This window comes from Ascidiaceihabitans donghaensis (assembly GCF_900302465.1).
Taxonomy (GTDB): Bacteria; Pseudomonadota; Alphaproteobacteria; order Rhodobacterales; family Rhodobacteraceae; genus Ascidiaceihabitans; species Ascidiaceihabitans donghaensis.
In genome coordinates, this window is record NZ_OMOR01000002.1 from 113,590 (window position 1) to 138,640 (window position 25,051).

Here is a 25,051-nt window from a genome sequence, read left to right on the forward strand (position 1 = left end):
CCAATCCACGGTTGTGATCCAAAATGGGCGTATGTCTTACTCAGGTGCGTTACACAGGTTTGCAATCAGCTTTGAAAAGGTGCGCATGGACACAGCGGGTATGTCTTCTGCGCGGCTCATAATGCCGACAGCACCGTGGGTTGCGGCCATTTCTACTGGCACTGTGACCAGCGTGTTTTGGTCAAGGTCGTTTGCCACAACCCCGCGACTGATAACCCAAACCGTGTCCGGATCGCTTAACACAACGGCCCGCCCGAATGTCGGCGACGCAGTTTCAATGCGGTTTTGAAACAAAGGGACCCCTTGGGAAATAAGGTGCCTCGCGACCAAAGGGCGGATTGCTGAATCCTTTGGGGGATAAAGAACGCGAAAGCCATCAAGGTCGGCTGCGGATTGCACATCCAAAGCGGCGCTATCTGGTCGCGCAACAACAACCACATTTTCTGAATAGAGTTGCTGGAAGCCAAGCCCGACCATTGTGTCGGGATTGCCCAACCGCCCAACCACCAGATCAAGCCCACCGCTGCGCAAACGCGTCGTCAGATCGCGGTGAGACCCTTCGTACATTTCAAGCGTGGTGTTTGGGTTCAGCTTTTGAAACGCCAGAACAGCACGGGGCAAAAGCCGCGATGCAACACTTGGCAAAGCGCCCACTTTAAGCTGCCCCGCCGCGGTGCTGTGCGCATGCATGCTGCGCAATCCGTGGCGCAGGGCGGCCGTACTTTGTTCGGCAAATTGCAAAAACACTTCGCCTTGAGGCGTCAAAGCCACGCCAGAGCGGCTGCGTTCGAGCAACACAACGCCAAGGATCGTTTCAAGGTCTTTTAAGGTTTTTGAGATAGCAGGTTGCGTCAGGTTTAAGTCTTGGGCGGCTATCTTGAAACTGCTGGCACGCGCGATGGCGCTGAAGGCGTCGAGATGGCGAAATTTGATGCGTCTGTCCACATTCATTCCTTTTTGGGCAATCAAATGGCAAGAAGTGTCATTTTCAATATCCGTTCAAATATATGAAAAGTACAGCGCGGGGCAGGCAGGAGAACGGCGTGAAAACTCAGGTGGCGATTATTGGGGGGGGGCCGTCCGGGCTTTTGTTGGCGCAGCTTTTGCATACACGCGGGATCGACAGCGTGGTGCTGGAACGCAAAACCAAAGACTATGTGCTGGGCCGCATTCGTGCGGGTGTGTTGGAACAAGGCCTTGTCAAGCTGATGGAAGAAGCCGGATGCGCGGATAGGCTACACGCGGAAGGGATCACGCACGATGGCACTTTGGTGTCTTATGGCGATGAAATGTTCCGTGTCGATTTCACCGAACATACCGGAACACCCGTCGTGGTTTATGGCCAAACCGAAGTCACACGGGACCTTTATGACGCACGGGAACGCAGCGGGGGCACGATCGAATTCAATGTCGATGATGTGGTGATCCATGGCGCCGACACTGACACACCCCACATCACCTATACCGTTGCTGGCGAAGCCCGCAGCCTTACGTGCGATTTCATCGCGGGATGTGACGGTTTCCATGGTGTAAGCCGGCAAACGATCCCACTGGACGTGCGCCGCGAATATGAAAAAGTCTATCCCTTTGGCTGGTTGGGCATCTTGTCAGAAACGCCACCGGTCAATCACGAACTGATCTACGCCAATTCCCCACGCGGATTTGCGTTGTGTTCAATGCGCAACGAAAATCTAAGCCGCTATTATATCCAGTGCTCTCTCAGCGACCGACCCGAAGACTGGACAGACGACGCCTTTTGGCAAGAACTCAAGCGCCGTATTCCGTCAGATCAAGCTGACAAGCTGGTGACGGGGCCAAGCATCGAAAAGTCCATCGCCCCGCTGCGATCTTTTGTGACAGAACCCATGCGTTGGGGGCGCTTGTTTCTGTGTGGGGATGCCGCCCATATTGTCCCTCCAACCGGGGCAAAAGGTCTGAACACTGCCGCCTCAGACGTCCACTATCTGTATAACGGATTGCGTGACTTTTACGAAAACGACAGCACCCAAGGCATCGACACCTATTCCGAAAAAGCCCTGTCCCGTGTCTGGAAGGCAGAGCGTTTCAGTTGGTGGTTCTCATCATTGATGCACCGGTATCCTGACCAGTCCGAATTCGATCTAAAAATGCAGTTTGCTGAAATAGAGTTTTTGCGGTCCAACACAGCGGCCCAACAGTCTATGGCCGAAAACTATGTCGGACTGCCGTATTGATGGTGCTTCAAAAGGAGACGACAGGTGACTGATCGCTACACAAAAGGTATGCAAACCCGCCGCGCTGTTTTGGGCGATGCGCATGTAGACCGCGCTGAAACACAAACGTCCGACTTTGATGCCCCCTTTCAGACCATGATCACCGAAGGGGCATGGGGCACGCTTTGGGCTGACGACACGATATCCACGCGGGAACGGTCCATGCTGACCCTGTCGCTGCTTGCCGCCATGGGCAACTTTGAAGAAATCCCGATGCACATCCGCGCCACTGCACACACCGGCGCCAGCCCGCAAGACGTGTTGCAAGCCTTCATGCATGTGGCGGTTTATGCGGGCGTGCCAAAGGCCAATCATGCGATCAAACTGGCCAAACAAACCTATGCAGAAATGGGCATCACAGTTTAGCGGCTGTGTCTTTTGCCTAAGGTCAGGACCCTAAGATGCGTTTTCAACGGCGTCTTGCAAATCCGACAGGTGTAGCTTTGGGAATTGATCAAACAGATCGGCCATAAGTGCGCGGCATTGGGGCCCGTACCAATCTTGGGGAAACACGCAATCGGGCAATTCAGGGGCTTTCAAAATGATGCGCCGCCACGCATGCACCAACAAGACGCGCAACACGGCATGCTCTATCGTGCTGAGGGCGTCAGCGCCGGCCAATTCTTCCCGTACCTGTTTCAAGGTTTCGAAAAACGATTTTGACGCCGCGCGGGTCTGCAAAGCACAGACCTTGTTTTTCATCCAGGCCGGAATCTGCGCTGCGTCGTCCAGAACGGCAACAAAGCTGGCGGTGTCCTTGGGTGGCGTTGTCGCAATGCGCAGGTTCGACGACACCCAGACACCGCAAGCACGCCCCTGCGGTTGTGATTGCGACGGATCACTTACAATCAACCATGCCCGTGTGGCAGTGGCATCGCGCGAATAAATGCGCGGCGACGCAGCAGCACTTTGTGTGCGGCCCCAGTCTGTCAGATGATGCGCACTGGTGCGACCCGTGCGTTCATTTTCAATCCAGCCGTCTTTGCGCAACCGGTGCAACGCCACCCGCATCGCTTCCGGTTTTATTCCGATATGTTCGCGCATGTGACGCAACATCAGCCCACTGATCTGCGCCCCTTTGTCTTGGGCCAGTTCGCCAAAAACCGTAACCAACAGTGACCAGACGCGCGGGGTCTGGTCTTCTGTCAATCGGCTGACAATCCTATGAAATGATGCGCTGTCCACAGATATGTCATACTGCGCCCCCACATCTTTTCCAAGTCTCAGGGTTTGAAGGCATTCATGGTCAGCAATTCATATTCCGCCACCTTGTCCTCATCCTGATTGGTCAGGGTCGCGTGCCATCGCACTTCGCCGTATTCATCGTTGCGCGGCGTTTTGTGTTTGACCGTCAATCGCACCTTGATGCTGTCGCCTGCCTGAACAGGTTTCATAAAGCGCAAAGCATCCAGACCGGTATTGGCCAGAACAGGGCCTTCATTGGGTTCCACAAAAAGTCCCGCCGCAAAGCTTAGCAACAAATAGCCATGTGCGACACGACCCGGAAAGAACGGGTTTCGCTTGGCGGCCGCATCGTCCATGTGGGCGTAGAATGTGTCACCTGTGAAGGTGGCGAAATGTTCGATGTCTTCCAGTGAAATGGTGCGCGGATCAGTGTGAATGGTCTCGCCGATGTCCAGATCATCGAAGTGGCGCGTGAAAGGGTGCGCCGGTGCCGGAATTTCCCGCGCCCCGGGGACCCATGTTTTCGAAATAGCCGTCAGAATATCAGGGCTGCCTTGAACCGCCGTTCGCTGCATATAGTGCATGACGCCGCGGATACCGCCAAGTTCTTCGCCGCCACCCGCACGTCCCGGCCCACCATGCACCATATGGGGCAGGGGGGACCCGTGCCCGGTAGATTCCTTCATGCTGTCGCGGTTGTTGAAATAGAGCCGCCCGTGAAAGGCGCCAGCCCCCACCGCAACGGCGCGGGCAACATCCGTATCATGGGTGATCACGGACGCCACAAGCGACCCTTGGCCTTTATTGGCCAGTGCTATGGCGTGATCCAGATCGGTGTATCCCATGATCGTGGACACCGGACCGAAGGCTTCTGTGTCATGCACGCGGATCGCGGTGTCAGGGTCGGCGCAGTGGAAAACCATAGGGGGCAGGAACGCGCCTTTGGTGCTGTCCGCCCCTTGGACGTCAAAATTGTCAGGGTCCCCGATCACCCGTTCCGCGTGCGCGCCGATGATTGCGGCCTTTTCCAGAACATCGCGTTTCTGACTGTTGGACACCAGCGCCCCCATGCGGGTTGTGTCGGCTTTTGGATCACCGATGATCGTCTTGGACAGTCGTGCGCCAAGCGCCTCAATCACTGCATCCACATGGGATTGTGGCGCTATGATACGGCGGATTGCAGTGCATTTTTGCCCTGCCTTGGTGGTCATTTCACGGTGTACTTCTTTGACAAAAAGGCCGAATTCCGGCGTGCCCGGCACAGCATCCGGCCCAAGGATGGACGCATTCAAGCTGTCTTGCTCCGCAACAAAACGGATGGAATTGCGCATGATATGGTCCGACGACCGCAGCTTGAACGCTGTGTCGGCGGACCCTGTGAAACTGACCACGTCCTGACAGGTCAGGCGGTCCAGCATATCGCCCAAGCCCCCCGCCACCAGCTGCAAAGCGCCGGTCGGCAGAATGCCACTGTCCAGCATAATGCGCACGGCCAGTTCCGTCACATAACAAGTGGCCGTTGCAGGTTTCACAATCGCAGGGACGCCCGCCAAAAGCGTAGGGGCCAGTTTTTCCAACATGCCCCAGACCGGAAAGTTGAAGGCGTTGATGTGCACCGCCACACCGTGCAGCGATGTTGCAATGTGCTGGCCCAGAAACGTACCGTGGCGCGACAGCTGTTCGATGTCGCCATCCAGATAGACGTTTGAATCCGGCATTTCGCGGCGGCCCTTGGATGCAAAGACAAATAATGTGCCCACACCGCCATCGATGTCGATCATATGGTCCGCTTGCGTGGCACCAGTTGCAAAAGACAGATCATACAGCGCCTGTTTGTGGGCGTTCAGTTCCGTGGCCAAGGCTTTGAGCATACGGGCGCGGTCATGAAACGTCAGGTTTCGTAATGCCGGTCCGCCCACATCGCGGGCATGATCCAGCATCGCTTGCACATCCAAAGACCCGTTGCCTGCACGTCCCAGAACTGCACCCGTGACGGCGTTTTCAATGCTGCGTGCATCTTCGTCGGGGGCGACCCACTGTCCGGCAACAAAGCTTTTGACGTCAAGAATGCTCATGTTCTCTACCTTTTTCAACCCGCGCCACACCCGTACTGTCCGGCGTCTTTCAATGAAAATCCTGTTTGGATATTAATTGACCAACCGGTCGGTTTATGCAAGAGTTAACTGAGATTTAGAAAGGACACGATCATGACGCCCGAAGACCGCGCTCAGAAATCATCCCAAGTCCTTTGGGAAGGCGACACTGCGTCAAAGTGGTTGGGGATCACGATTGAGGAGGTCCGCGAAGGTCGTTCGGTTCTATCGCTGACAGTGCAATCACACCATTGCAACGGCCACGGCATTTGCCACGGCGGCATCACCTTTTCACTGGCCGACAGTGCCTTTGCTTTTGCCTGCAACAGTCGCAATCAGGCAACCGTTGCCCAACACAACGCCATCACCTTTGTTGCCCCCGGCCACGTCGGCGACACGCTGACCGCCACGGCGCGCGAAGTGTCGTTGACAGGACGCAGCGGCATCTATGACATCCGCGTCACAAATCAGGACGGCAAGACAATTGCTGAAATGCGGGGCATGTCACGGGCCATCAAAGGCCAGTTGTTTACAGAGTAATTCTACGGGAAATCTACGGGGACACAGACCAGATCATGAAAGACCTAAGCCCAAAAAAATCAGATCTCGATCCTATCGAAATCGCCAGCCGCGACGAAATATCTGCCTTGCAGCTGCAGCGCATGCAATGGTCTGTGCGCCATGCCTATGACAACGTGGCGATGTACAAAAAGCGCTTTGACGATGCGGGTGTGCATCCTGACGATCTGAAAGAGCTTAAAGATCTGGCAAAGTTCCCTTTCACCCACAAAAACGACCTACGGGACAATTACCCCTTTGGAATGTCCGCGGTGCCGCGTGCCCAAATGGCGCGGGTTCATGCGTCCTCTGGCACAACAGGTAAAGCGACAGTGGTGGTTTACACAAAGCACGACATCGACGTGTGGGCGGATACTTTGGCCCGCAGCCTGCGCGCCTCCGGGCTTCGGGCTGGTGACATGGTGCACAACGCCTATGGTTATGGGCTGTTCACTGGCGGTTTGGGCGCCCATTACGGCATTGAAAAGCTGGGCGCCACCGTGGTGCCTATGGGCGGCGGCCAGACCGAAAAGCAAATTGGCCTGATCACGGACTTCCAACCCAATGGAATTATGGTGACGCCGTCGTACATGCTGAATATTCTTGAAGGCTTTCATAAAGCGGGCATTGATCCGCGATCGTCTTCTTTGGATGTGGGGATTTTCGGCGCCGAGCCGTGGACAAACGCCATGCGCAAAGAAGTCGAAGACGCGTTCGACATGCATGCCGTCGACATCTACGGGCTTAGCGAAATAATGGGGCCGGGTGTGGCCAACGAATGTGTTGAAACGAAAGACGGTTTGCACGTCTGGGAAGACCACTATTATCCCGAAATCATCAATCCTGTCACAGGCGACGTCGTTGAAGATGGCGACGAAGGCGAACTGGTGTTCACCACACTGACCAAAGAAGGCATGCCTATGATCCGCTACCGCACGCGCGATCTGACACGGTTGTTGCCGGGCACCGCGCGTAGCATGCGACGGATGGAGAAAATAACCGGACGTTCCGATGACATGATCATTTTGCGCGGCGTCAACGTCTTTCCGACGCAAATAGAAGAGCAGCTTTTGGGCACCGAAGGGCTTGCCCCCTATTTCCAGATCGAGCTGTTCAAATCCGGCCATATGGATGCGATGCGCGTGATCACAGAAGCCACGCCCGTTGCCGCAGACGGGGCGTCAAAATCTGCAGCAGCAACGGCTTTGACAAAGCGTATCAAGGATATGGTGGGCGTTACGACAGAAGTTATCGTAGGCGATCCCGGAACAGCCCCCAGATCCCAAGGCAAGGCCGTGCGCGTCGTCGACAACCGGGACAAGGGATAGCCCTTGGCACGTCCCATCGCCAAAGACCACGACGCGAAACGCGCCCATATTTTGAAAACCGCGGCCCGCGTGTTTGCCGATACCGGTTTTGCGCGGGCATCAATGTCGCAGGTGGCGAAAGACTGTGGAATTTCCAAGGCGAACATCTACCACTATTACGACAGCAAAGATGCGCTGTTGTTTGATATTCTCGACACATATCTTCTGGCGTTGCGCGACCGCGTTCTGACGCTTTCTCTGACGGGCTTAAGTCCCGAGGCGCAGCTTCAGGCCATCATCTGTGAAACCTTGCATGCCTATAATGGAATGGACGAGGAACATAAAATCCAGACCGAAGGCATCCCTTTGCTGACGTCAAACCAGCAAGCGATCCTGAAAGGCTATCAGCGCGATATGGTTCGCCAACTCAGCGACGTTGTCAAAGCGATTGCGCCACAAGTCTTTGGAGACGACAAAACAAAACTTCGCGCCACCGTGATGTCGATCTTTGGCATGTTGAACTGGTTCTACATGTGGAACAGCGGGGCGGGGGATGCCGAGCGCACAGAATATGCACAGCTTGTCACCCGATTGACCCTTTCAGGCGTTCAGGGCCTTTGAAGCACTGCCAGAGCGTGACGCCTTAGTGGTGATCGTAGTCCACAACAATGCGGTCACTGACGGGGAACGATTGGCACGATAGGATAAACCCCTGTTCAACCTCATAGTCTTCAAGCGCATGGTTGGCGATCATCTCAACTTCGCCTTCCAGAACCTTGCATTTACATGTCGAACATACACCTGCCTTACACGCATATGGCGCGTCCAGCGCGTTGTCCAAGGCGGCGTCCAGAATGGTCTGGTCCTTGTCCATGGTAAAGCTGCGCGATGCGCCGTCCATGGTTATGGTGGCATCTGTTGCCTTGGCTGTGGCGTCGGCATCCGCACTGGATGTTTTGCGTTTTAACCGGCCCGGCTGGGCACTGGCGAACAGCTCAAATTTGATCTGGTCGTCGGTTAGCCCATGATCGCGCAGGGCTGCCGCAATGCCCAGCATCATCGGCTCCGGGCCACAAATGAACGACGTATCGACGCTTTTGATGTCGATCCAGTTGGCAAACAGGGCTTTGCACTTGTCCGCGTCAACGCGGCCCGTGAACAGGTCGATGTCTTGCGCGTCACTTTCCAGTATATGGATCACCGTCAACCGTTGCATGTAACGGTTTTTCAGATCTTCCAGCTCTTCGCGGAACATGATCGTGTTCACACCGCGGTTGGCATAGACCAGCGTGAAGGTGCTGTGGGGTTCGCGGTGCAACACAGTCTTCATAATCGACAACACAGGCGTCACCCCGGACCCGCCTGCAAACCCAAGATAGTTTTTGCCCACGTCGGCGTCGAGGGGTGTATGAAAGTTACCGGCAGGTTCCATGGCGTCCAGCGTCATACCCGGTTTCAAGTTGTCATTGGCCCATGTGGAAAATGCACCGCCGTCGACTTTCTTGATGCCCACTTGCAAGATGCCATCATCTTTGCCCGCGCAAATGGAATAAGATCGGCGCACTTCGGTGCCGTCGAAATCCTGGCGAAAGGTCAGATACTGGCCTTGGATAAAGTCGAAATCGCCGCCGCCTGCGGGTTGCAAGCTAACAACCACCGCATCGCGGATCGTTTTATGAACATCAGTGACAGTCAATTGATGAAAGCGCGCCATCTGCTGGTCCTTTTAGATACATTTGAAATAGTCGAAGGGTTCAAGGCAGTCTTTACACTGCCACTGGGCCTTACACGGGGTTGACCCGAATTGACTGATCCGCACGACATGGGTGGATTTGCAACGCGGGCAGTTTTCAGGCCCACCGGCGGCACGCGGCGGGGCGATGCCGTAATCCGTCAGCTTTGCGCGTGCACCATCGGTTAACCAGTCAGTGGTCCATGGCGGGCTAAGCTGTGTCTTGATACGAATGTTGTCCACACCGCGATCGCGCAAGGCCGTTTCAATATCAAGCGAGATCACAGTGGTCGCAGGGCAGCCCGAATAAGTCGGCGTTACGGCCACTTCCACAGTGTCGCCGTCCCATGCGACACCGCGCACGATGCCCAGTTCAACCACTGAAATTACCGGAATTTCAGGATCAGGCACATCCGCCAACCACCCCCAGATCGTGTCGACGCTGGGTTGCATGTTACCAGTTGGCTCCGGGATAGGCGCGTTGCAGCCATTGCATCTGCGTCAGAATATGCCCCAGATGCTCACTGTGCTGACGCCCTGATTTGCCACCTTTGTGCGCAAAATCGCTGTCGGGAATGGTCAGCGTCGCCTGCGCCATCACATCCCCCATATGCGCGTCAAACGCAGCCCTCAAACTGGTCAGCTCAGGGGCGATACCAGCCTCAGCCATAGCCGCATCAACAGCATCGGGCACAAACATCTCGCCCACATAGGGCCAAAGCAGATTTAGAGCATCCTGCATGCGTCGGTGGCTTTCCAAAGTGCCATCGCCCAAGCTGATCACCGTATCACCAGAGCGTTCCACATGGTATTGCACTTCTTTGACAGCTTTGGCCGCAATTTCGGCCACACGCGGCTCTGAGGACTGTTCCAGCCCACGCAGTATTGCCAAGTGCCATACATCAAACAGGAACTGGCGCATCATCGTCTGGCCGAAATCACCGTTGGGTTGTTCCGTCAGCAAACAATTGCGAAAATCCCACGCATCGCGCAGCATTGCCAGATCGTCGGCACTGCGGTTTTCGCCTTCCACTTCGCCGGCCAGGCCAAGCCACATTTGTGTTTGACCGATCAGATCAAGGGCCGTGTTCGCCAGCGCAATGTCTTCTTCCAGAATGGGCGCGTGCCCGCACCATTCGCTGACGCGGTGACCCAACACCAATGTGTTGTCCCCCATCCGGCACAAAAATTCAAAATAGGCGGCACGGTCCGTCATTACATCGCCCCCACTTCGTCGGGAATGTCGAAAAACGTCGGATGACGGTACACTTTCGCTTCCGAGGGTTCGTACATCGGGCCTTTGTCCGACGGCGAAGACGCGGCAATATGGCGGGCCTCGACAACCCAAATGCTGACGCCTTCATTGCGGCGGGTGTAAACGTCGCGGGCGTTTTTCATCGCCATTTCTTCGTCGGGCGCGTGCAAGCTGCCCACATGCCTGTGGCTCATGCCGTGTTGGCCGCGAATGAACACTTCCCACAAAGGCCATTCGGCCCGCTTGGGTGTATCTTGTGATACAGAAGTTTCGGAATTTGAGGTTGTCATTCCGCAGCCACCTTTCCGATACGGCGTTTTTCGGCATGGGCCAGCATACCGTCCCGCACCCATTTGCCGTCGTCCCACGCCTTGTTGCGTGCAGCCAAGCGTTCTGTGTTGCACGGGCCGTTGCCACGCAGCACATCAAAAAATTCGTTCCAGTCGGGTTCGGCGAAATCATAACCGCCTTTGTCTTCGTTCCACGCAAGCGTTTCATCCGGCACCGTCAGCCCAAGATATTCCGCCTGTGGCACAGTCTGGTCGACGAATTTTTGGCGCAGCTCGTCGTTGGTGTTCATCTTGATTTTCCACGCCATCGACTGTTCGGAATGGGTGCTTTCAGCATCTGACGGGCCAAACATCATCAGCGATGGAAACCACAAGCGGTTCAACGCATCCTGCGCCATTTTCTTTTGTGCAGGCGTGCCTTTGGCCATCTTCATCATGATGTCGTAGCCTTGGCGCTGGTGAAACGATTCCTCTTTGCAGATGCGCACCATCGCACGGGCATAGGGGCCGTAAGACGTGCGTTGCAGCGGCACCTGGTTCATGATGGCGGCCCCGTCCACAAGCCAACCCACAGCGCCCATGTCGGCCCATGTCAGCGTGGGGTAGTTAAAAATGGACGAATATTTCATGCGCCCGTCCAGCAGCATTTCCGTCATCTCGTCGCGTGTCACGCCAAGTGTTTCTGCGCCACAGTACAAATACAAACCGTGGCCCGCTTCGTCCTGCACCTTGGCCAACAGGATGGCTTTGCGTTCCAGTGTCGGCGCACGGGTGATCCAGTTGCCTTCGGGCAGCTGGCCCACGATCTCGGAATGCGCGTGCTGCCCCATCTGACGGATCAGCGTTTTGCGGTAGCCTGCGGGCATCCAGTCTTTGGGTTCGATCTTTTCCCCCGCATCAATGCGCGCCTGAAAGGCCGCCAGCTTTTCGGGATCTTCAAGCGTCGCTTCGGATTTTACCATCTGTGCATACATTTGAGCGTCTCCTGTCAGGACCTTAAATTCGTTCGATAATCATGGCGGCGCCTTGGCCTACACCCACGCACATCGTGCATAGGGCATAGCGGCCACCGCTGCGTTTCAACTGGTGCGCCGCCGTCAGAACCAGACGTGCGCCCGACATGCCAAGCGGATGACCGATTGCAATGGCGCCCCCTTGCGGGTTCACCCGCGGGTCGTCGTCAGCCACACCAAGTTCACGCAACGTGGCGAGACCCTGGGCCGCAAAAGCTTCGTTCAGTTCGATGATGTCCATCTGGTCGATAGACAGACCGGCACGGTCCAGCACCTTTTGGCTGGCAGGGACCGGACCGATCCCCATCACCCGCGGTGCCACCCCGGCAGAGGACATGCCGACGATGCGCGCCATCGGGGTCAACCCGTGCTGCGTTGCTGCCGCTTCTGACGCAATCAACAAGGCCGCGGCCCCGTCGTTCACACCGCTTGCATTGCCAGCTGTAACGCTAAGATCAGGGCCATTCACACCCTTCAGTTTTGCCAGTTTTGCAGCATCTGTTCCTGGGCGGGGGTGCTCATCCGTGTCGAAGACAACCGCATCACCTTTGCGCTGCGGGATGTTCACCGTGCAGATTTCATCCGCGAAACAGCCCGCTTTGTGGGCTGCAGCCCAGTTGGCTTGGGACCGTGCGGCCATCGCGTCCTGATCCGCGCGGTTCACGCCGTAATCGGCGGCAACATTATCCGCTGTTTGGGGCATGGAATCGACACCGTACTGCGCTTGCATCTTGGGATTGATGAAACGCCAGCCGATGGTCGTGTCATAAACGGTGTTGGCGCGGGTAAAAGCGCTGGTGGCTTTGGGCATTACAAAAGGCGCGCGGCTCATGCTTTCGACGCCGCCTGCGATGGTCAGGTCATAGTCGCCGGCCTTGATCCCGCGCGCAGCAAAGCCCACGGCATCCATGCCACTGGCACACAGGCGGTTAATCGTCGTCCCGGGCACGTCTTCGGGCAGACCGGCAAGCAAAGCGGCCATACGGGCCACATTCCGGTTGTCCTCGCCAGCCTGATTGGCAGAGCCGAAAATCACATCATCCACGCGCGCCCAGTCCACATCGGCGTTGCGTTCCATCAAAGCTGCGATCGGAAGGGACGCCAGATCATCGGTGCGCACAGACGAAAGTGCCCCGCCGTAGCGGCCGATCGGTGTTCTGACACCGTCACAAATCAAAGCTTCCATGCGTCATTCCACCCTTAGATTGGTCATTCCCCTTTTATCTATAATCAGACGGATGGATTCGATCAACTAAAAGTTACTGAAAAGTTAAATGGTAGACTTTTGAGTAACGCTTTTGGCGGAGCCATCAGAATTCCCTATTGAAACCGTTCACACAGCAATACTTTTGATGGTACCAAGCGGCAGTGGATGCTGCAGCCACCGCACATCCGTCCCAACCAGAGACCCGACATATGACAGTTGCACTGCTTTTTATCCTACTTGATGCAGTGGGCACTTTCGTGTTTGGCCTAAGCGGCGCAATGGTCGCCATGAGACGACGTTTCGATATTTTCGGCATACTGGTTCTGGCTGTCGCAACAGGGGTCGCCGGCGGCATGGTGCGCGACCTGTTATTGGGGTCCACGCCACCCGATGCCCTGCGCACTGTCTGGCCTTTGGCCATCGCAAGCCTTGCGGGGGTGTGCGTGTTTTTCTTCAAACCACTGATCGAACGGTTGAACCGCCCCGTTATGCTTTTGGATGCCATCGGGCTTGGCATCTTTGCCGTCGCTGGCTGCCGCAAAGCCCTGCTTTATGGGCTTGATGCACCTGGGGCCGTTCTTTTGGGCGTGATTTCGGCTGTCGGCGGGGGCGTGCTAAGGGACATTATGGCGACAGAAGTGCCGCGTGTTCTTCACGAAGATATCTATGCACTTGCAGCTCTTGCGGGGGCAGCCGCTTATGCAGGATGTCTGTGGTTTGGGGTGCAAGACAGCATCGCGGCCGTGGGCGCTGTCATTTTTGCAGTTGGGTTACGACTGGCAAGCGTGCGCTTTGGATGGCATTTGCCGCATCCTCCGAAGTGACAGGTCTGGGCAGACGGCAGTGCGTTCGCTACACTACACCCTGACCGCGAAAGGAAGCCAAGCATGTCCAATCCCTGCATTATTTGCGTCGCAATCACCGGATCCGTGCCCTCAAAAGCCGACAACCCGGCGGTGCCGATCACGGTCGCAGAACAAATCGAAAGCACACATGAGGCATTCGAGGCAGGGGCAAGTATTGCCCACTGCCATGTGCGGGACGACAACGGCACACCCACATCTGATCCCGACCGCTTTGCGGCATTGAAGGAAGGGATCGAAGCCCATTGTCCCGGCATGATCGTCCAGCTTTCGACGGGTGGGCGGTCCGGCACGGGACGCGACCGTGGGGGCATGTTGCCATTGTCGCCGGACATGGCGTCTTTGTCGGTGGGATCAAACAATTTTCCAACACGCGTCTATGAGAACAGCCCTGATCTGGTCGATTGGCTGGCATCCGAAATGATCACCCACGACGTAAAACCCGAAATCGAAGCCTTTGATCTAAGCCATATCGTTCAAGCCACACGCATGGCTGCTGATGGGCGATTGAAAGGCCCGCTTTATGTGCAATTCGTGATGGGCGTGAAGAACGCAATGCCAGCAGATGAGCCTATTTTCGACTTCTACATCGAAACCCTAAAGCGTCTTGCACCCGATGCCCAATGGTGCGCCGCAGGCATCGGACAGGCCCAGCTTACTGTCAATGAATGGTCTATTTCCAAAGGCGGGCACACACGTGCCGGACTGGAAGACAACATACGCTTGGACCGCGACATGCTGGCCCCGTCAAATGCGGCATTGGTGACACGTGCCGTGGACTTGTGTGAAAAATACGAACGCCCCGTCGCCACATGGCAACAAGCCCGCGATATTCTGGGGTTGCGGAAAGTCACGGCCTAAAATGTCAAAGCCCACAGGCACGCGCCCCTACAAAGGTGTTTTTACCGATACCAGCAACTGGGACCGGTTTGAACACCGCCCCGGAGATGTCTTTATCTGTGTGCCCCCCAAAAGTGGGACGACATGGATGCAAAATATCTGTGGGTTGCTGATCTTTGGCGATCCTGACGCAGACGTTTCATACCCCGAGATTTCACCATGGATCGAGTTTTCGCTGAGCTCAAAAACTGTAGATGCCCGCCTTGAAATGCTGGCCACCCAAACACATCGGCGCTTTATCAAATCCCACACTCCGCTGGACGGTATCCCGTACTTTGAGGATTGCACCTATCTGGCGTGTCACCGCCACCCGCTGGATGTGCATTTTTCGATGTGGCATCATGTGCAAAACATGAAAATTGACCATATCAACCACCTGCACACGCATGACAGAGCCGCCAACTTTGACGCTTTTCTCGCCAACAGCATCGAAAACGAAGGGTTGGATCAGCCTAGCCTTGAACTGATCACACATCACTGTGAAACGGCGCGTGCGCGGGCAAAGCTGCCAAATGTGCACCTCTTTCATTACGCTTCGCTGTCACAGGATCTGTCGGGGCAGATGCGACAAATTGCGAAAGCACTGGACATTGTGCAGCCCGAAACCCTTTTCAGTGCATTGGTGGAAAAGGCGACATTCAAAAGCATGAAAGCCAATGCGCTAAAGACGGCGCCCGGCGCCAAGGGCGGGCTTTACAAAGACCCCAACGCCTTTTTCAACAGTGGCCAAGGCCGTAAATGGGACGGGGTTTTGGATGCGCATCAAATGGCGCGTTATACGCAACGGATCGAAACCCTATTGGCCCCGAATGATGTCACTTACCTTGAAACAGGTCGTAGTTAAGAGTTTGGGTTTGGGTGTGCGCCGCATCTTCCAAACGAAAGATGCGGCGCACTTTTGGTTTAGTACTGCCGTTCACCATCATGGGACGCAACACGCGGCACCAGTGCGCGCACCAGTTCTGTCATGTCCAATGTACCGACAGTTTCACCGTCTTCTTTGACAAGATACGCATGCGAGGTGTCCCCGCCAGACCGCGCAATCATGCTTTCGAGCGTGTCATTGGCATCCACATCACCATGCGCGTTTTCTGGCACTTCGCCCCCTACCAGCGGTTTCATAATGGACCGGACGCGCAACACACGCGCGCGGTTAATGTCGCTGACAAAGTCTTCGATGTAGGGGTCGTTGGGCGCAAGCAGGATGTGCTGGGGTTCGCCCTGCTGAACGACGTATCCGTCTTTCAGGATCACAAGATGATCAGCCAGCTTAAGCGCTTCGTCCAAATCATGTGTGATAAAGACGATGGTTTTATGCAGCTCTTTTTGCAGCTCCAGCAGCAGGTCTTGCATGTCGGTCCGGATCAAAGGATCAAGCGCTGAAAAAGCTTCGTCCATTAGCATGATATCGGTGTTGGCGGTCAAAGCGCGGGCGATGCCCACACGTTGTTGCATGCCACCTGACAATTGTGCGGGATAGTGGTTTTCAAAGCCTTTAAGACCAACACGTTCCAGCCATTTTGTCGCTTCCTTGTCGCAAGCGTCTTCGGTGTGACCGCGCACGGACAACGGCATCCCTGCATTTTTCAGCACGGTTTTGTGAGGCAGAAGCGCAAACTTCTGAAACACCATCGACATCTTTTCCTGCCGTGCTGTGCGCAAACCGTCCTCGGACAGTTTCATCACATCTTCACCCTGCACGATGATCTCGCCGGCAGTGGGTTCGATCAACCGATTGAGGTGGCGGATCAGCGTTGACTTGCCCGACCCCGACAAGCCCATCACGACGGTGATTTCGCCTGCCTGCATGTCGACGTTGATGTTGTTAAGCCCCAGCACGTGTTTGTGCTGGGCCAAAAGCTCTTCTTTGCCCATGCCGTTCTCGACATGATGCAAAACATCCTTGTCGCGGGCTCCGAATATTTTGTAGAGCCCGCGAAGGCTAACCATTGGTTCTGTCATCGTACCGGTTCCTTAGTGTTTGACGTGGGTCATATCGACCCGCGTGAGAGCGGCTTTGGACACACGGTCAAGGATCACGGCCAAAAGAACGATACCAATACCAGCGACGATGCCGACACCCAGTTCAAGGTTGCGGATCCCCCGTAGCACGTTCACGCCAAGGCCCGGCGCCGATACCAAGGACGCAATCACAACCATGGCAAGGCTCATCATGATGGTCTGGTTGATGCCAGCCATGATGTTGGGCAGCGCCAGTGGCAATTGCACACGCAACAGTTTCTGTCTGGAATTCATCCCGAAGGCGTTCGCAGCTTCAATCACATCCTGGTCCACCAGACGAATACCCAGATCGGTCAAACGGATCACCGGCACAATCGCGTATAAAATGATCGCAATCCCGTAAAGCTTGGATTCTGTCACCGAGAACAGAAAAATCAGCGGAATGAGATACACAAAGGTCGGCAAGGTTTGCAGCAAATCCAGAATGGGCACTGTGCCTTTTTGCAACCTGTCAGATTTGGACATGGCAATGCCGATGGGCACGCCAAGCAAAACCGAAATCGTCGTACAGACGAAGATGATAGAGAGCGTCTGCATCGCAACATCGTAGTGGTCCACCAGACCAAGCAACATGATCGAAACAAATACAAATATCGTCACCGGTTTGGACCGGCTTGCATACCATGCGATGGCAACAAGGATCGGAATCATCACATACCACGGCGTTGCCTCAAACAACCAAAGCGCGCCATCCAGCATCCAGCTGAGGGGTTGTGTGATCGGGTCAAGGACGGTTTTCAGCGCTGGCTTTGCCGCCAAAAACCCTTCTTCGATGCCTTTTGTCACATCACGTGACTGGATAACGCTGCTGCAACTCTCATTTAGGTTATCAAGTGAGGGAAACGGGAAGACAGGGCCGGAAGCCTCTTTTCCGCCCGCTTGTGCCATAAGGTCTGCCATCGAAAGGGGCGCACCGTCTCCGGCCTCGCCACACCAATCGCTGAGCCCTAAGGCGCTGAATATCTTATCATAAAAGGCCATGTTGTTCCTTGTCCCCTGACCGGCAAAATGCGGGCCGGCAAAATGCCCCCCGTCCAGTCAGACGAGGGGCAGATATCAAAGCGTTGGATTACTTAAGAAGCGCAGAAAGGTTTTCTGTGGCTTCTTCGTCCAACCATGCCGCCCAAACGTCTTTGTAGTTTGTCAGGAAGTACACGGCCGCTTCGTCATAGGACGCGTTGTTGTCCAAACGCCATGCCAGAATTTCACCCATCTGGTCGTTGGTGAAGCTGACGTTTGCCATCAAAGCTGCTGCTTGTGGTTCACGCTCTGAAAAACCGCCTGCCACTGCTGTCACAACTTTGGACGCAGGGTAGGCCGAGAAAGATGGGTTGGCGCAGTCAACGTCGCCGTTGCACGTGTGTGCGTCGGCGTCGAAATCGCCCACTTTAACGGCAACCATCGGGTATTTGCCCAAAACGGCTGTTGGCGCCCAGTAGTAGCCGAACCATGGTGCCTTTTCTTCAAACGCCGCAGCGATCGACGTCTGCAGTGTTTCACCGGAACCGTGCTGGAAGCGCTCAAGCCCGCCACCGGCCGCGTCCAAAGCGATCAGGTTGTTGTTGTTGATGATGTCGCACGCCCAGCCTGACGGACAATCGTGGAACTTGCCGCCGACTTTCTCTGGGTTGGCCATGATGCCTTCCCATGTTGTCAGCTCTGGGTTGGATTCCGCAAGATAGGCAGGGATCCACCAAGCTTCGACGCCGCCATCGGACAGAACATCCGCAAGCTCAACCAATTTACCTTCTTCCAACAGGCCCGGGTATGCCGGAGTGGAGTTCGCCCAGACTTCAGTCAGAATGTCAGGCTCACCTGTTTCGGTGATGGATGTGATGGCTGTCACGGTGGAAGACGGCACTTTTTGCACGTTGCAGCCCAAACCCTGTTCCATCAGGAACGCGGATACGGCTGTAACAACAGCAGAAGATGCCCAGTTCATTTCAGTGATCGTAACATCACCGCAATCCGCATATGCGGCAGAACCGGATGTCATCAACGCTGCAACTGCTGCGCCTTTCAAAAGTGTGGTTTTTTTCATTTTAATCTCCCTGAGATCGTTTGCCCTTGTTGATTTAAGGCCATGCGGTGGGCGTCCGGCATGGTTGATGCCCCACACGCAACATGCGCAAGGGACGGTAATTCCCGATCAGGCGCGGTGCCAGCCGGGTATGCGGTGCGGTGCAGATCATCCAATCACCGGCAATTCGGGTGCAGCACGTGTGCTCAACAGGTCAGCCCCGCCACCACGCACCACAATATTTTCTTCATGTACCATCATCAAACCGTCACCGTAAGACAAGGACGGCTCAATCGTCAGAACCATGTTTTCTTTCAATTCTGTGTTGTCGAAAGCCGCATGAGACGGCTGTTCTGTCAGTTGCATGCCAAGTCCGTGGCCCAGCCGTCCGATATCCCCGCCCGAGCCATCAAGTTCTGCAATCACCTTTGACATCGCCATGAACAAATCGCGGCATGTGTTGCCGGGTTTGGCAGCATCTATGCCCGCCTGGGTGGCACGCCACAGCACATCATAAGCGCGTTTTGCGGCATCATCTGCCGTGCCGATGGCCCAGTTGCGGTCAAAATCGCAAAAATATCCATCCCATGTGCAGCCTGTGTCCAGCATCAGCACATCGCCATGTTGCAAAGGGCGCTGCGTTGGTGGCGAAATCACGTCGGCATAGCCCCCCTGGGCGGCCGCACCCACAACATAAGGGGCGTCATCTGCCCCTGCCTGCAGCGCTGCAATCCGAAAGGTGCGAAACACATCTTCAAGCGGTTGACCAAGCGACATGATCTCGGGAACACGGGCAAACGCCGCGGACCCGATGCCGCAGATATGGCGCAGTTTTTCAATCTCGGCGCCGGACTTCACCATGCGCAGCCCCTGAACCAGCCCTGTCACATCAACGATGTTCAGCCCCGGCAGACCGGCCATCAAGTTTTGCCAATCCCCAAGAGGCATCTGCAGCTTGGTCTCGTGCCCCATCATAACGCCAAGTTTGGCACCCGTTTGCGACAAAGGCGCAAGCACGTCGTGCAGCAGGCTTATGCCGTCGTCCTCCGGCGCAGGCGCACTCCATGTCCGAATATCCTTAAGCCACGAACGCCCCATCAATTCAGCACCAATTTCAGGGATAACCGCAACCGGCTGACCGTTGGCGGGGACAAACACAAACCAAGGCCGCGTCGGGCTTTGCCAAAATAGCGTGTGGAACCCCGTGAAGTAACGCACGTCCTGTTCGCTCATCAGCAGCAGACCATCAATGCCGGCGGCGGCCATCAACGCTTGCGCGTTTTCGGTACGTGCACGAAACTCAGAATGGGCAAAACCCCGTTCGGACACCGCGCCATTCATGTGGTGTACCCCTGGCGCGAAGGCGTCCGGTCATTCCGGCCATTCACAATGGCATGGGCTGAAAATTCTGCCATCTCACCGCGCCACACCTGACGTCCGAAGCAGAAGGGTACACCCGCGCCGTCTCGGATCACTTGTTCCAGTTCTATAACGGCATGACTTGCCGCAATGTTCAGCAATTCTGCCTCGGACGCACCTGCACCGCGCATCCGGATCACGATATCACCAGTGCTGGCCGAGGTGCCGTAGCGATTGGCCAGAATTTGGGTCGTGGACTGCGCCAGATCGTGATCCAGAAAATCGGGGAACCTGTCCGCCAGCAAATATTCCGTTTCGACAAATATCGGATGTGCGCATGTGCGAAACAGGCGCACATACTGTAAAATCTCGGTGCCGACCGGTTGCTCCAACGCAGCAGCTAACTGGGTGTCGGCAGTCGTCTTGGCGGTGTCGGTGACTTCGATTTTCAGATCAACGTCGTTGGTCTGGGCAGTGCCGACAAAGCTGACCATGTTGCTGACATTGTATGTCAGTCTCTTGGGCGATACGAAACGCCCGCGCCGGTCCGAACTGTAAACAAGGCCTTCGCTTTCAAGCGCTTCCAGTGCACGGCGCCCTGTCATGCGGCTTACGCCATACGTTTGGGACACGCTGCGTTCGGATGGAAGAATATTGTGTTCTTTCAACGCGCCATCCGCGATCTGGACACGGATGTCATCAGCGATCTGGAGAAAGCGAGGACGCGGTGATGGATCACCTTTACGGCCTGTGTTGCCTTGTCCATCCATCAAATCGTCTGTCCTCGAATCGCTCACTTCGACCAAAGTTATTTGGTATATACCAAATCAATCAACCCCCTTTTTTGCGCCTTTTTTGCGATTGACACAAGCAACTTCAGTGCAGTTAAATTGGCGCTGGAAACTGGTATATACCAAATGATGATGAAGGGTGGCAGCGGACTATGAGCAACCAAATCGAAACGCTGATGTTCGAAACCGATCAGGGGCTTGGGGCGCGCGCACGTCTGGGATTGATCGTGTTGCAAACAGATCAAACCATCGAACATGAATTTGCCCGGCTTTTTAGCACACTTCAGGATGTTGCCCTGTATGCCGCCCGCATCCCGAATGCGATGGACGTGTCCCCGGATACGCTGCGCCAAATGGCGATTGATCTGCCGCAAACAGCGGGTCTGTTGCCGCCCCGGTTCGGGTTTGATGTAATGGGGTATGCCTGTACGTCAGGGGCCACGATGATCGGCGAAGACCGTGTCGCGGCCATGATCAGGGACGTGCATCCGGATGTGACAACCACCAATCCTATCACCGCGTGTAAAGCAGCGCTTGCAGCATTGGGGTTGAAGAAAATAGGTTTGGTGACGCCCTATCCGGTTGATGTGACCGTCGAAATGCAAGCCAACCTGCAGGCTGCAGGGTTTGAAACAACCGCTGTTGCAACTTTTCAGGAATCCGACGATTTCACCGTGGCAAGGATCAGTCCTGACAGCATCCTGCAAGCAGTCACACACATCGGGGCGCGTGACGAATGCGACGGTGTCTTTGTGTCTTGCACAAGCCTGCGCGCCTTGCAGGTCATTGAACAGGCCGAAAAGACCATCGGCAAACCGGTCATTTCAAGCAATCAGGCCTTGGCTTGGCACATGATACGCCTTGCGGGATTGACCGATCCCGTCCCACAGGCAGGCCGCCTATTTTCCCGACCTCTTTCCGAACAGGACGCCCCATGACCCAATCCCTTCCCAGTCACGCACAAGTTGTCATCATCGGCGGCGGTATACATGGCTGTTCTGTGGCGTATCATCTGGCGAAAGCCGGTTGGAAAGACGTCATTTTGTTGGAACGCAAAGCCCTGACCAGCGGCACAACATGGCACGCGGCAGGGCTCGTTGGTCAATTGCAAGGCAGTCACGCAACAACGGCGTTTGCCAGCTACGGTGTTGAATTGTTGCAAGAAATCGAAGCCGAAACAGGCCAGAACCCCGGCTTTCGGCAATCAGGATCCATTTCGATTGCAGTGAACGAAGAACGCTTGGCCGAATTGAAACGCAAAGCGGATTTCGCGTCGCTCTTTGGGATAGAAGCGCATTATATGCCAACCGACGCCATCGCCGAACGCTGGCCTTTGATGAATGCCGATGGTGTATTGGGCGGCATTCACATGCCCTCGGACGGGTCCGCAAACCCGATTGACCTGACCCAAGCCTTGGCCAAAGGTGCACGCATGCACGGCGCCACGATCCGCGAACGCATCAAGGTCGAAGAGGTGCTGACAGACGCGGGCAAAGTCACCGGCGTGCGCACAAACGAAGGCACGATCACAGCCGATGTTGTGGTGAACTGCGGCGGCATGTGGGCGCGTGAATTGGGCCAGAAAAATGGGGTAGGGGTGCCGCTTCATGCCTGCGAACACTACTATCTTGTGACAGAACCGATCCCTGATTTGCCCAGCGATCTACCAGTCCTGCGATCCTATTGCGATGGCACCTACTGGAAGGAAGATGCGGGCAAATTGCTGTTCGGTTTCGCACATTTCCATGCCAAAGCCTGGGCCAAAAGCGGCATCCCCGAAAGCTTTGAATTTGACAGCCTGCCTTTCATCGAAGACGACGTGATGGAGGTATTGGACCTGAGCATGAACCGCGTGCCAATCCTTCAGGAAACGGGCATCCGAACGTTTTTTAACGGGCCCGAAAGCTACTCCCACGATGGGCGGTTCACCTTGGGGGAAGCCCCTGATCTAAAAGGCTATTACGTCTTGGCAGGTGTGAATTCAACGGGCATTCAATCCGGCCCCGGCGCGGGCAAAGCGCTGGCCGACTGGATCATGGCGGGTCACCCGACACTGGATCTGGCCGAAATGGACCCCGCCCGCATCGAAGACTGGCAAGCCCGTGATCCTTACCTACAAGAACGCTGCCCCGAGACGCTGGTACTGACCTATGCGATGCATTGGCCCGGTCGCCAAAGGACCACGGCCCGTGGCTTGCGGCGCACGCCATTCTACCACCCGATGAAAACCAAAGGCGCTGTCTATGCCGAGGCCCAGGGCTGGGAACGTCCCGGCTGGTTTGCACCCGAGGGTGTCGCGTCGGAATACGATTACTCCTTCCATCGCCCAAGCTGGTTCGACCACGCCCAAGCCGAACAAAAGGCCGCCCGCGAAGATGTGGCGATGATTGACTATTCCATGCTGGGCAAACTGATGGTCGAGGGGGCGGATGCGCTGACCTTCCTGCAACGCGTTTGCACCAACGACATCGACGTGCCTGTTGGTCGCGTGGTCTACACACTGATGTTGAACGAACGTGGCGGCATCGAAAGCGACGTGACCGTGGCGCGCCATGGGGCAGACAGCTTTATGGTGATGTCCTCGATCTCGCACACCCGCCGTGATGCAGACCATTTGCGCGCCCATGTTGCCGCGGATGAAGATGTGCGGCTGCGTGATGCCACCACAGACCATGCGGTGCTGTCGGTTGCAGGGCCCAAAGCCCGCGACGTGCTGGCCGCTGTCTGCGACGTCGACCTGTCAAACGACAGTTTCCCTTTCAACAGCCTTCAAAAGTTCCACATCGGCCACGCCCCTGTCTTCGCACAGCGGCTGTCCTACACCGGCGAAATGGGCTGGGAGATTTTCATCACCCCCGATTTTGCCGAACATGTGTTTGAGGTCTTGTGGGAGGCCGGCGTCCCGCTTGGGCTGCGGCTGGTGGGTGGTGAAGCCCTAAATGCGCTGCGGGTCGAAAAAGGGTTTTTGCATTGGGGTCATGACATGTCTTACACCGAAGCCCCGCATCAAGTTGGTTTGGGGTTCATCTGCAAGCCAAACAAGGCGGTGCCGTTTGTCGGATGCGATGCGTTTGTGCGCCGCAAGGCCGACGGTAAGGGCCCGTTTTTATGCCATGTGAAGTTGCACGACCCTACACCCCTTCTTCATCACAACGAGCCGGTTTTGAAAGACGGCGCTGTCGTCGGGTACTTAGCAAGCGGCGCCTATGCCTATGCGCAGGGCGCCGCAATCGGAACCTGCTTTATTGATGCGGCGGATCGTGCTTCAGTCGCGAGCGGCGCTTACGAAGTTGTTGTCGAAGGGAAAGCGATTGCCGCTACAGTGCAGCTGAAACCCTTTTCCAAACCACTGTCCTAAGCGTAAGCCGCGAAACCAAAGGCGGATGGTATAAAGATGAACGACATGGAGACCGGGAACTGGAACACGCAAACGCTGCTGGGTAAGTTGATTGCTTACCCAACCGTCAGCGCGGACCCCAACATCGACCTGATCACGTTCTGCGCCGATCTGTTGCAAACGGTTGGTGCAAAAACCACCATCTTGCGGGACGCGACCGGTAAAAAAGCCAATCTTTACGCAACCATCGGCCCGCAAGATCGCCCCGGTGTTTTATTGTCGGGGCACACGGATGTCGTCCCCGTTACTGGCCAGAACTGGACCGTACCGCCTTTTGAAATGACGGAACGGGACGGCAAATTGTTCGGGCGCGGGACCTGCGACATGAAAGGGTTTGTTGCCTCAAGCTTGGTTTGTGCGCTTAAGGCGGCAACGCTTGATCTGCGCACGCCCTTGCACCTTGCCCTGTCCTACGATGAAGAAATCGGCTGTGTTGGTGTGCGGTCCTTGATTGATATGCTGGCCGCAGCACCGTTTGTGCCGCAGCTTTGTATTGTTGGCGAACCCACATCAATGCGGGTTGCGACCGGTCACAAAGGCAAGACAGCAGCCAAGGTCCAAGCCACCGGCGTCGCGGCCCATTCAGCGCTTGCACCAACGGGTTTGAACGCGATCCACATGGCCTGTGATATGATTGGCTTCCTGCGTGACATGCAGGCAGACCTCAGCCAGTCCGGCACACGAGATGACGACTATGATGTGCCATATAGCACGGTTCATGTGGGAACAGTTGTGGGCGGCACCGCCCTGAACATTGTACCGGATCATGCAGAATTCCTGTTTGAAATCCGCAATCTGGCTCAGGAC

25 protein-coding genes are annotated in these 25,051 nt (G+C 55.9%); 11 read left to right on the top strand and 14 right to left on the bottom strand.

Annotation, left to right across the window (positions count from 1 at the left end; all coding sequences use genetic code 11):
* Nucleotides 1-36 precede the first annotated feature (36 nt).
* Nucleotides 37-951, bottom strand: a complete 915-nt coding sequence (pcaQ, locus tag ASD8599_RS19110) for a pca operon transcription factor PcaQ (protein ID WP_108830371.1) — start codon at nt 949-951, stop codon at nt 37-39.
* 92 nt (nt 952-1,043) lie between these two features.
* Between pcaQ and pobA the strand changes: the two genes are divergently transcribed.
* Complete coding sequence (pobA, locus tag ASD8599_RS19115) at nt 1,044-2,213, top strand: 4-hydroxybenzoate 3-monooxygenase (protein WP_108830403.1); 1,170 nt, start codon at nt 1,044-1,046, stop codon at nt 2,211-2,213.
* Between the two features lie 24 nt (nt 2,214-2,237).
* Nucleotides 2,238-2,618: a 4-carboxymuconolactone decarboxylase gene (gene pcaC / locus ASD8599_RS19120; protein WP_108830372.1), complete on the top strand. Its 381-nt coding sequence runs from the start codon at nt 2,238-2,240 to the stop codon at nt 2,616-2,618.
* A 30-nt stretch (nt 2,619-2,648) separates the two neighbouring features.
* On the opposite strand, the gene ASD8599_RS19125 is transcribed toward pcaC, so the two are convergent.
* Both ASD8599_RS19125 and paaZ read right to left on the bottom strand, forming a co-directional pair.
* A complete protein-coding gene (locus ASD8599_RS19125) occupies nt 2,649-3,401 on the bottom strand; it encodes a PaaX family transcriptional regulator C-terminal domain-containing protein (protein WP_146188241.1) in 753 nt (250 codons plus the stop codon).
* 74 nt (nt 3,402-3,475) lie between these two features.
* Nucleotides 3,476-5,512, bottom strand: a complete 2,037-nt coding sequence (gene paaZ, locus ASD8599_RS19130; protein ID WP_108830374.1) for a phenylacetic acid degradation bifunctional protein PaaZ — start codon at nt 5,510-5,512, stop codon at nt 3,476-3,478.
* A 132-nt stretch (nt 5,513-5,644) separates the two neighbouring features.
* Between paaZ and paaI the strand changes: the two genes are divergently transcribed.
* From paaI to ASD8599_RS19145, 3 genes are read left to right on the top strand one after another with little or no spacing between them, the layout of a single operon-like run.
* Complete coding sequence (gene paaI / locus ASD8599_RS19135; RefSeq protein WP_108830375.1) at nt 5,645-6,070, top strand: hydroxyphenylacetyl-CoA thioesterase PaaI; 426 nt, start codon at nt 5,645-5,647, stop codon at nt 6,068-6,070.
* Between the two features lie 35 nt (nt 6,071-6,105).
* A complete protein-coding gene (gene paaK, locus ASD8599_RS19140) occupies nt 6,106-7,416 on the top strand; it encodes a phenylacetate--CoA ligase PaaK (RefSeq protein WP_108830376.1) in 1,311 nt (436 codons plus the stop codon).
* Nucleotides 7,417-7,419: 3 nt separating this feature from the next.
* Nucleotides 7,420-8,016 (top strand): TetR/AcrR family transcriptional regulator, encoded by a 597-nt coding sequence (locus ASD8599_RS19145; RefSeq protein ID WP_108830377.1) that lies wholly within the window; start codon nt 7,420-7,422, stop codon nt 8,014-8,016.
* 22 nt (nt 8,017-8,038) lie between these two features.
* Here ASD8599_RS19145 and ASD8599_RS19150 read toward each other — a convergent pair whose 3' ends face one another.
* The 6 genes from ASD8599_RS19150 to pcaF are packed head-to-tail and all read right to left on the bottom strand — an operon-like array spanning nt 8,039 to nt 12,871.
* A complete protein-coding gene (locus ASD8599_RS19150; protein ID WP_108830378.1) occupies nt 8,039-9,109 on the bottom strand; it encodes a 2Fe-2S iron-sulfur cluster-binding protein in 1,071 nt (356 codons plus the stop codon).
* A 12-nt stretch (nt 9,110-9,121) separates the two neighbouring features.
* Entirely contained in the window at nt 9,122-9,580 is a 459-nt protein-coding gene (paaD, locus tag ASD8599_RS19155) for a 1,2-phenylacetyl-CoA epoxidase subunit PaaD (RefSeq protein ID WP_108830379.1), read from the bottom strand.
* A 1-nt stretch (nt 9,581) separates the two neighbouring features.
* Nucleotides 9,582-10,343 carry a 1,2-phenylacetyl-CoA epoxidase subunit PaaC gene (gene paaC, locus ASD8599_RS19160; protein WP_108830380.1) on the bottom strand — a complete coding sequence of 254 codons (762 nt, stop codon included), beginning with the start codon at nt 10,341-10,343 and terminating at the stop codon, nt 9,582-9,584.
* Nucleotides 10,343-10,672 carry a 1,2-phenylacetyl-CoA epoxidase subunit PaaB gene (gene paaB, locus ASD8599_RS19165; RefSeq protein WP_108830381.1) on the bottom strand — a complete coding sequence of 110 codons (330 nt, stop codon included), beginning with the start codon at nt 10,670-10,672 and terminating at the stop codon, nt 10,343-10,345. The genes paaC and paaB overlap by 1 nt, the downstream gene beginning before the upstream one ends.
* Nucleotides 10,669-11,646 (bottom strand): 1,2-phenylacetyl-CoA epoxidase subunit PaaA, encoded by a 978-nt coding sequence (paaA, locus tag ASD8599_RS19170; protein WP_108830382.1) that lies wholly within the window; start codon nt 11,644-11,646, stop codon nt 10,669-10,671. The genes paaB and paaA overlap by 4 nt, the downstream gene beginning before the upstream one ends.
* A gap of 22 nt (nt 11,647-11,668) precedes the next feature.
* Nucleotides 11,669-12,871, bottom strand: a complete 1,203-nt coding sequence (gene pcaF / locus ASD8599_RS19175) for a 3-oxoadipyl-CoA thiolase (RefSeq protein ID WP_108830383.1) — start codon at nt 12,869-12,871, stop codon at nt 11,669-11,671.
* A gap of 230 nt (nt 12,872-13,101) precedes the next feature.
* Here pcaF and ASD8599_RS19180 point away from each other — a divergent pair, with 230 nt between their 5' ends.
* The 3 genes from ASD8599_RS19180 (at nt 13,102) to ASD8599_RS19190 (ending at nt 15,499) form a co-directional block, all read left to right on the top strand.
* Nucleotides 13,102-13,716, top strand: a complete 615-nt coding sequence (locus ASD8599_RS19180) for a trimeric intracellular cation channel family protein (RefSeq protein ID WP_108830384.1) — start codon at nt 13,102-13,104, stop codon at nt 13,714-13,716.
* A 63-nt stretch (nt 13,717-13,779) separates the two neighbouring features.
* Nucleotides 13,780-14,616 (top strand): 3-oxoadipate:acetyl-CoA acetyltransferase, encoded by an 837-nt coding sequence (locus ASD8599_RS19185; protein ID WP_108830385.1) that lies wholly within the window; start codon nt 13,780-13,782, stop codon nt 14,614-14,616.
* A gap of 1 nt (nt 14,617) precedes the next feature.
* Entirely contained in the window at nt 14,618-15,499 is an 882-nt protein-coding gene (locus ASD8599_RS19190; RefSeq protein WP_108830386.1) for a sulfotransferase domain-containing protein, read from the top strand.
* Between the two features lie 59 nt (nt 15,500-15,558).
* Here ASD8599_RS19190 and ASD8599_RS19195 read toward each other — a convergent pair whose 3' ends face one another.
* From ASD8599_RS19195 to ASD8599_RS19215, 5 genes are all read right to left on the bottom strand, one after another.
* Entirely contained in the window at nt 15,559-16,617 is a 1,059-nt protein-coding gene (locus ASD8599_RS19195; RefSeq protein ID WP_108830387.1) for a quaternary amine ABC transporter ATP-binding protein, read from the bottom strand.
* 12 nt (nt 16,618-16,629) lie between these two features.
* Complete coding sequence (locus tag ASD8599_RS19200; RefSeq protein WP_108830388.1) at nt 16,630-17,658, bottom strand: ABC transporter permease; 1,029 nt, start codon at nt 17,656-17,658, stop codon at nt 16,630-16,632.
* Nucleotides 17,659-17,746: 88 nt separating this feature from the next.
* The gene (locus ASD8599_RS19205) at nt 17,747-18,718 is read right to left on the bottom strand and encodes a glycine betaine ABC transporter substrate-binding protein (protein ID WP_108830389.1); all 972 of its coding nucleotides are present in this window, start codon (nt 18,716-18,718) and stop codon (nt 17,747-17,749) included.
* A 147-nt stretch (nt 18,719-18,865) separates the two neighbouring features.
* Nucleotides 18,866-20,038, bottom strand: coding sequence for a M24 family metallopeptidase (locus ASD8599_RS19210; RefSeq protein WP_108830390.1), 1,173 nt, complete (start codon nt 20,036-20,038; stop codon nt 18,866-18,868).
* The gene (locus ASD8599_RS19215) at nt 20,035-20,826 is read right to left on the bottom strand and encodes a GntR family transcriptional regulator (protein WP_108830391.1); all 792 of its coding nucleotides are present in this window, start codon (nt 20,824-20,826) and stop codon (nt 20,035-20,037) included. The genes ASD8599_RS19210 and ASD8599_RS19215 overlap by 4 nt, the downstream gene beginning before the upstream one ends.
* Nucleotides 20,827-20,999: 173 nt before the next feature.
* Between ASD8599_RS19215 and ASD8599_RS19220 the strand changes: the two genes are divergently transcribed.
* The 3 genes from ASD8599_RS19220 to ASD8599_RS19230 form a co-directional block, all read left to right on the top strand.
* Entirely contained in the window at nt 21,000-21,785 is a 786-nt protein-coding gene (locus ASD8599_RS19220) for a maleate cis-trans isomerase family protein (protein WP_108830392.1), read from the top strand.
* On the top strand, nt 21,782-24,205 hold the full coding sequence (locus ASD8599_RS19225) for a GcvT family protein (protein WP_108830393.1): 2,424 nt from the start codon (nt 21,782-21,784) through the stop codon (nt 24,203-24,205). The genes ASD8599_RS19220 and ASD8599_RS19225 overlap by 4 nt, the downstream gene beginning before the upstream one ends.
* Nucleotides 24,206-24,241: 36 nt before the next feature.
* Nucleotides 24,242-25,051 (top strand): M20/M25/M40 family metallo-hydrolase (locus ASD8599_RS19230; RefSeq protein ID WP_219928877.1); only part of this gene is annotated, 810 nt, incomplete at its 3' end.

Excerpts from the sequence above, each read along its gene's own strand:
- paaZ (WP_108830374.1), bottom strand. The coding sequence starts at position 5,512 with ATGAGCATTCTTGACGTCAAAAGCTTTGTTGCCGGACAGTGGGTCGCC.
- ASD8599_RS19195 (WP_108830387.1), bottom strand. The coding sequence starts at position 16,617 with ATGACAGAACCAATGGTTAGCCTTCGCGGGCTCTACAAAATATTCGGA.
- ASD8599_RS19210 (WP_108830390.1), bottom strand. The coding sequence starts at position 20,038 with ATGAATGGCGCGGTGTCCGAACGGGGTTTTGCCCATTCTGAGTTTCGT.
- paaA (WP_108830382.1), bottom strand. The coding sequence starts at position 11,646 with ATGTATGCACAGATGGTAAAATCCGAAGCGACGCTTGAAGATCCCGAA.
- ASD8599_RS19150 (WP_108830378.1), bottom strand. The coding sequence starts at position 9,109 with ATGGCGCGCTTTCATCAATTGACTGTCACTGATGTTCATAAAACGATC.
- ASD8599_RS19180 (WP_108830384.1), top strand. The coding sequence starts at position 13,102 with ATGACAGTTGCACTGCTTTTTATCCTACTTGATGCAGTGGGCACTTTC.
- paaK (WP_108830376.1), top strand. The coding sequence starts at position 6,106 with ATGAAAGACCTAAGCCCAAAAAAATCAGATCTCGATCCTATCGAAATC.
- ASD8599_RS19220 (WP_108830392.1), top strand. The coding sequence starts at position 21,000 with ATGAGCAACCAAATCGAAACGCTGATGTTCGAAACCGATCAGGGGCTT.
- paaI (WP_108830375.1), top strand. The coding sequence starts at position 5,645 with ATGACGCCCGAAGACCGCGCTCAGAAATCATCCCAAGTCCTTTGGGAA.
- ASD8599_RS19225 (WP_108830393.1), top strand. The coding sequence starts at position 21,782 with ATGACCCAATCCCTTCCCAGTCACGCACAAGTTGTCATCATCGGCGGC.
- paaD (WP_108830379.1), bottom strand. The coding sequence starts at position 9,580 with ATGCAACCCAGCGTCGACACGATCTGGGGGTGGTTGGCGGATGTGCCT.
- pcaQ (WP_108830371.1), bottom strand. The coding sequence starts at position 951 with ATGAATGTGGACAGACGCATCAAATTTCGCCATCTCGACGCCTTCAGC.
- paaB (WP_108830381.1), bottom strand. The coding sequence starts at position 10,672 with ATGACAACCTCAAATTCCGAAACTTCTGTATCACAAGATACACCCAAG.
- pcaF (WP_108830383.1), bottom strand. The coding sequence starts at position 12,871 with ATGGAAGCTTTGATTTGTGACGGTGTCAGAACACCGATCGGCCGCTAC.
- ASD8599_RS19185 (WP_108830385.1), top strand. The coding sequence starts at position 13,780 with ATGTCCAATCCCTGCATTATTTGCGTCGCAATCACCGGATCCGTGCCC.
- ASD8599_RS19200 (WP_108830388.1), bottom strand. The coding sequence starts at position 17,658 with ATGGCCTTTTATGATAAGATATTCAGCGCCTTAGGGCTCAGCGATTGG.
- ASD8599_RS19205 (WP_108830389.1), bottom strand. The coding sequence starts at position 18,718 with ATGAAAAAAACCACACTTTTGAAAGGCGCAGCAGTTGCAGCGTTGATG.
- ASD8599_RS19190 (WP_108830386.1), top strand. The coding sequence starts at position 14,618 with ATGTCAAAGCCCACAGGCACGCGCCCCTACAAAGGTGTTTTTACCGAT.
- paaC (WP_108830380.1), bottom strand. The coding sequence starts at position 10,343 with ATGACGGACCGTGCCGCCTATTTTGAATTTTTGTGCCGGATGGGGGAC.
- ASD8599_RS19215 (WP_108830391.1), bottom strand. The coding sequence starts at position 20,826 with ATGGATGGACAAGGCAACACAGGCCGTAAAGGTGATCCATCACCGCGT.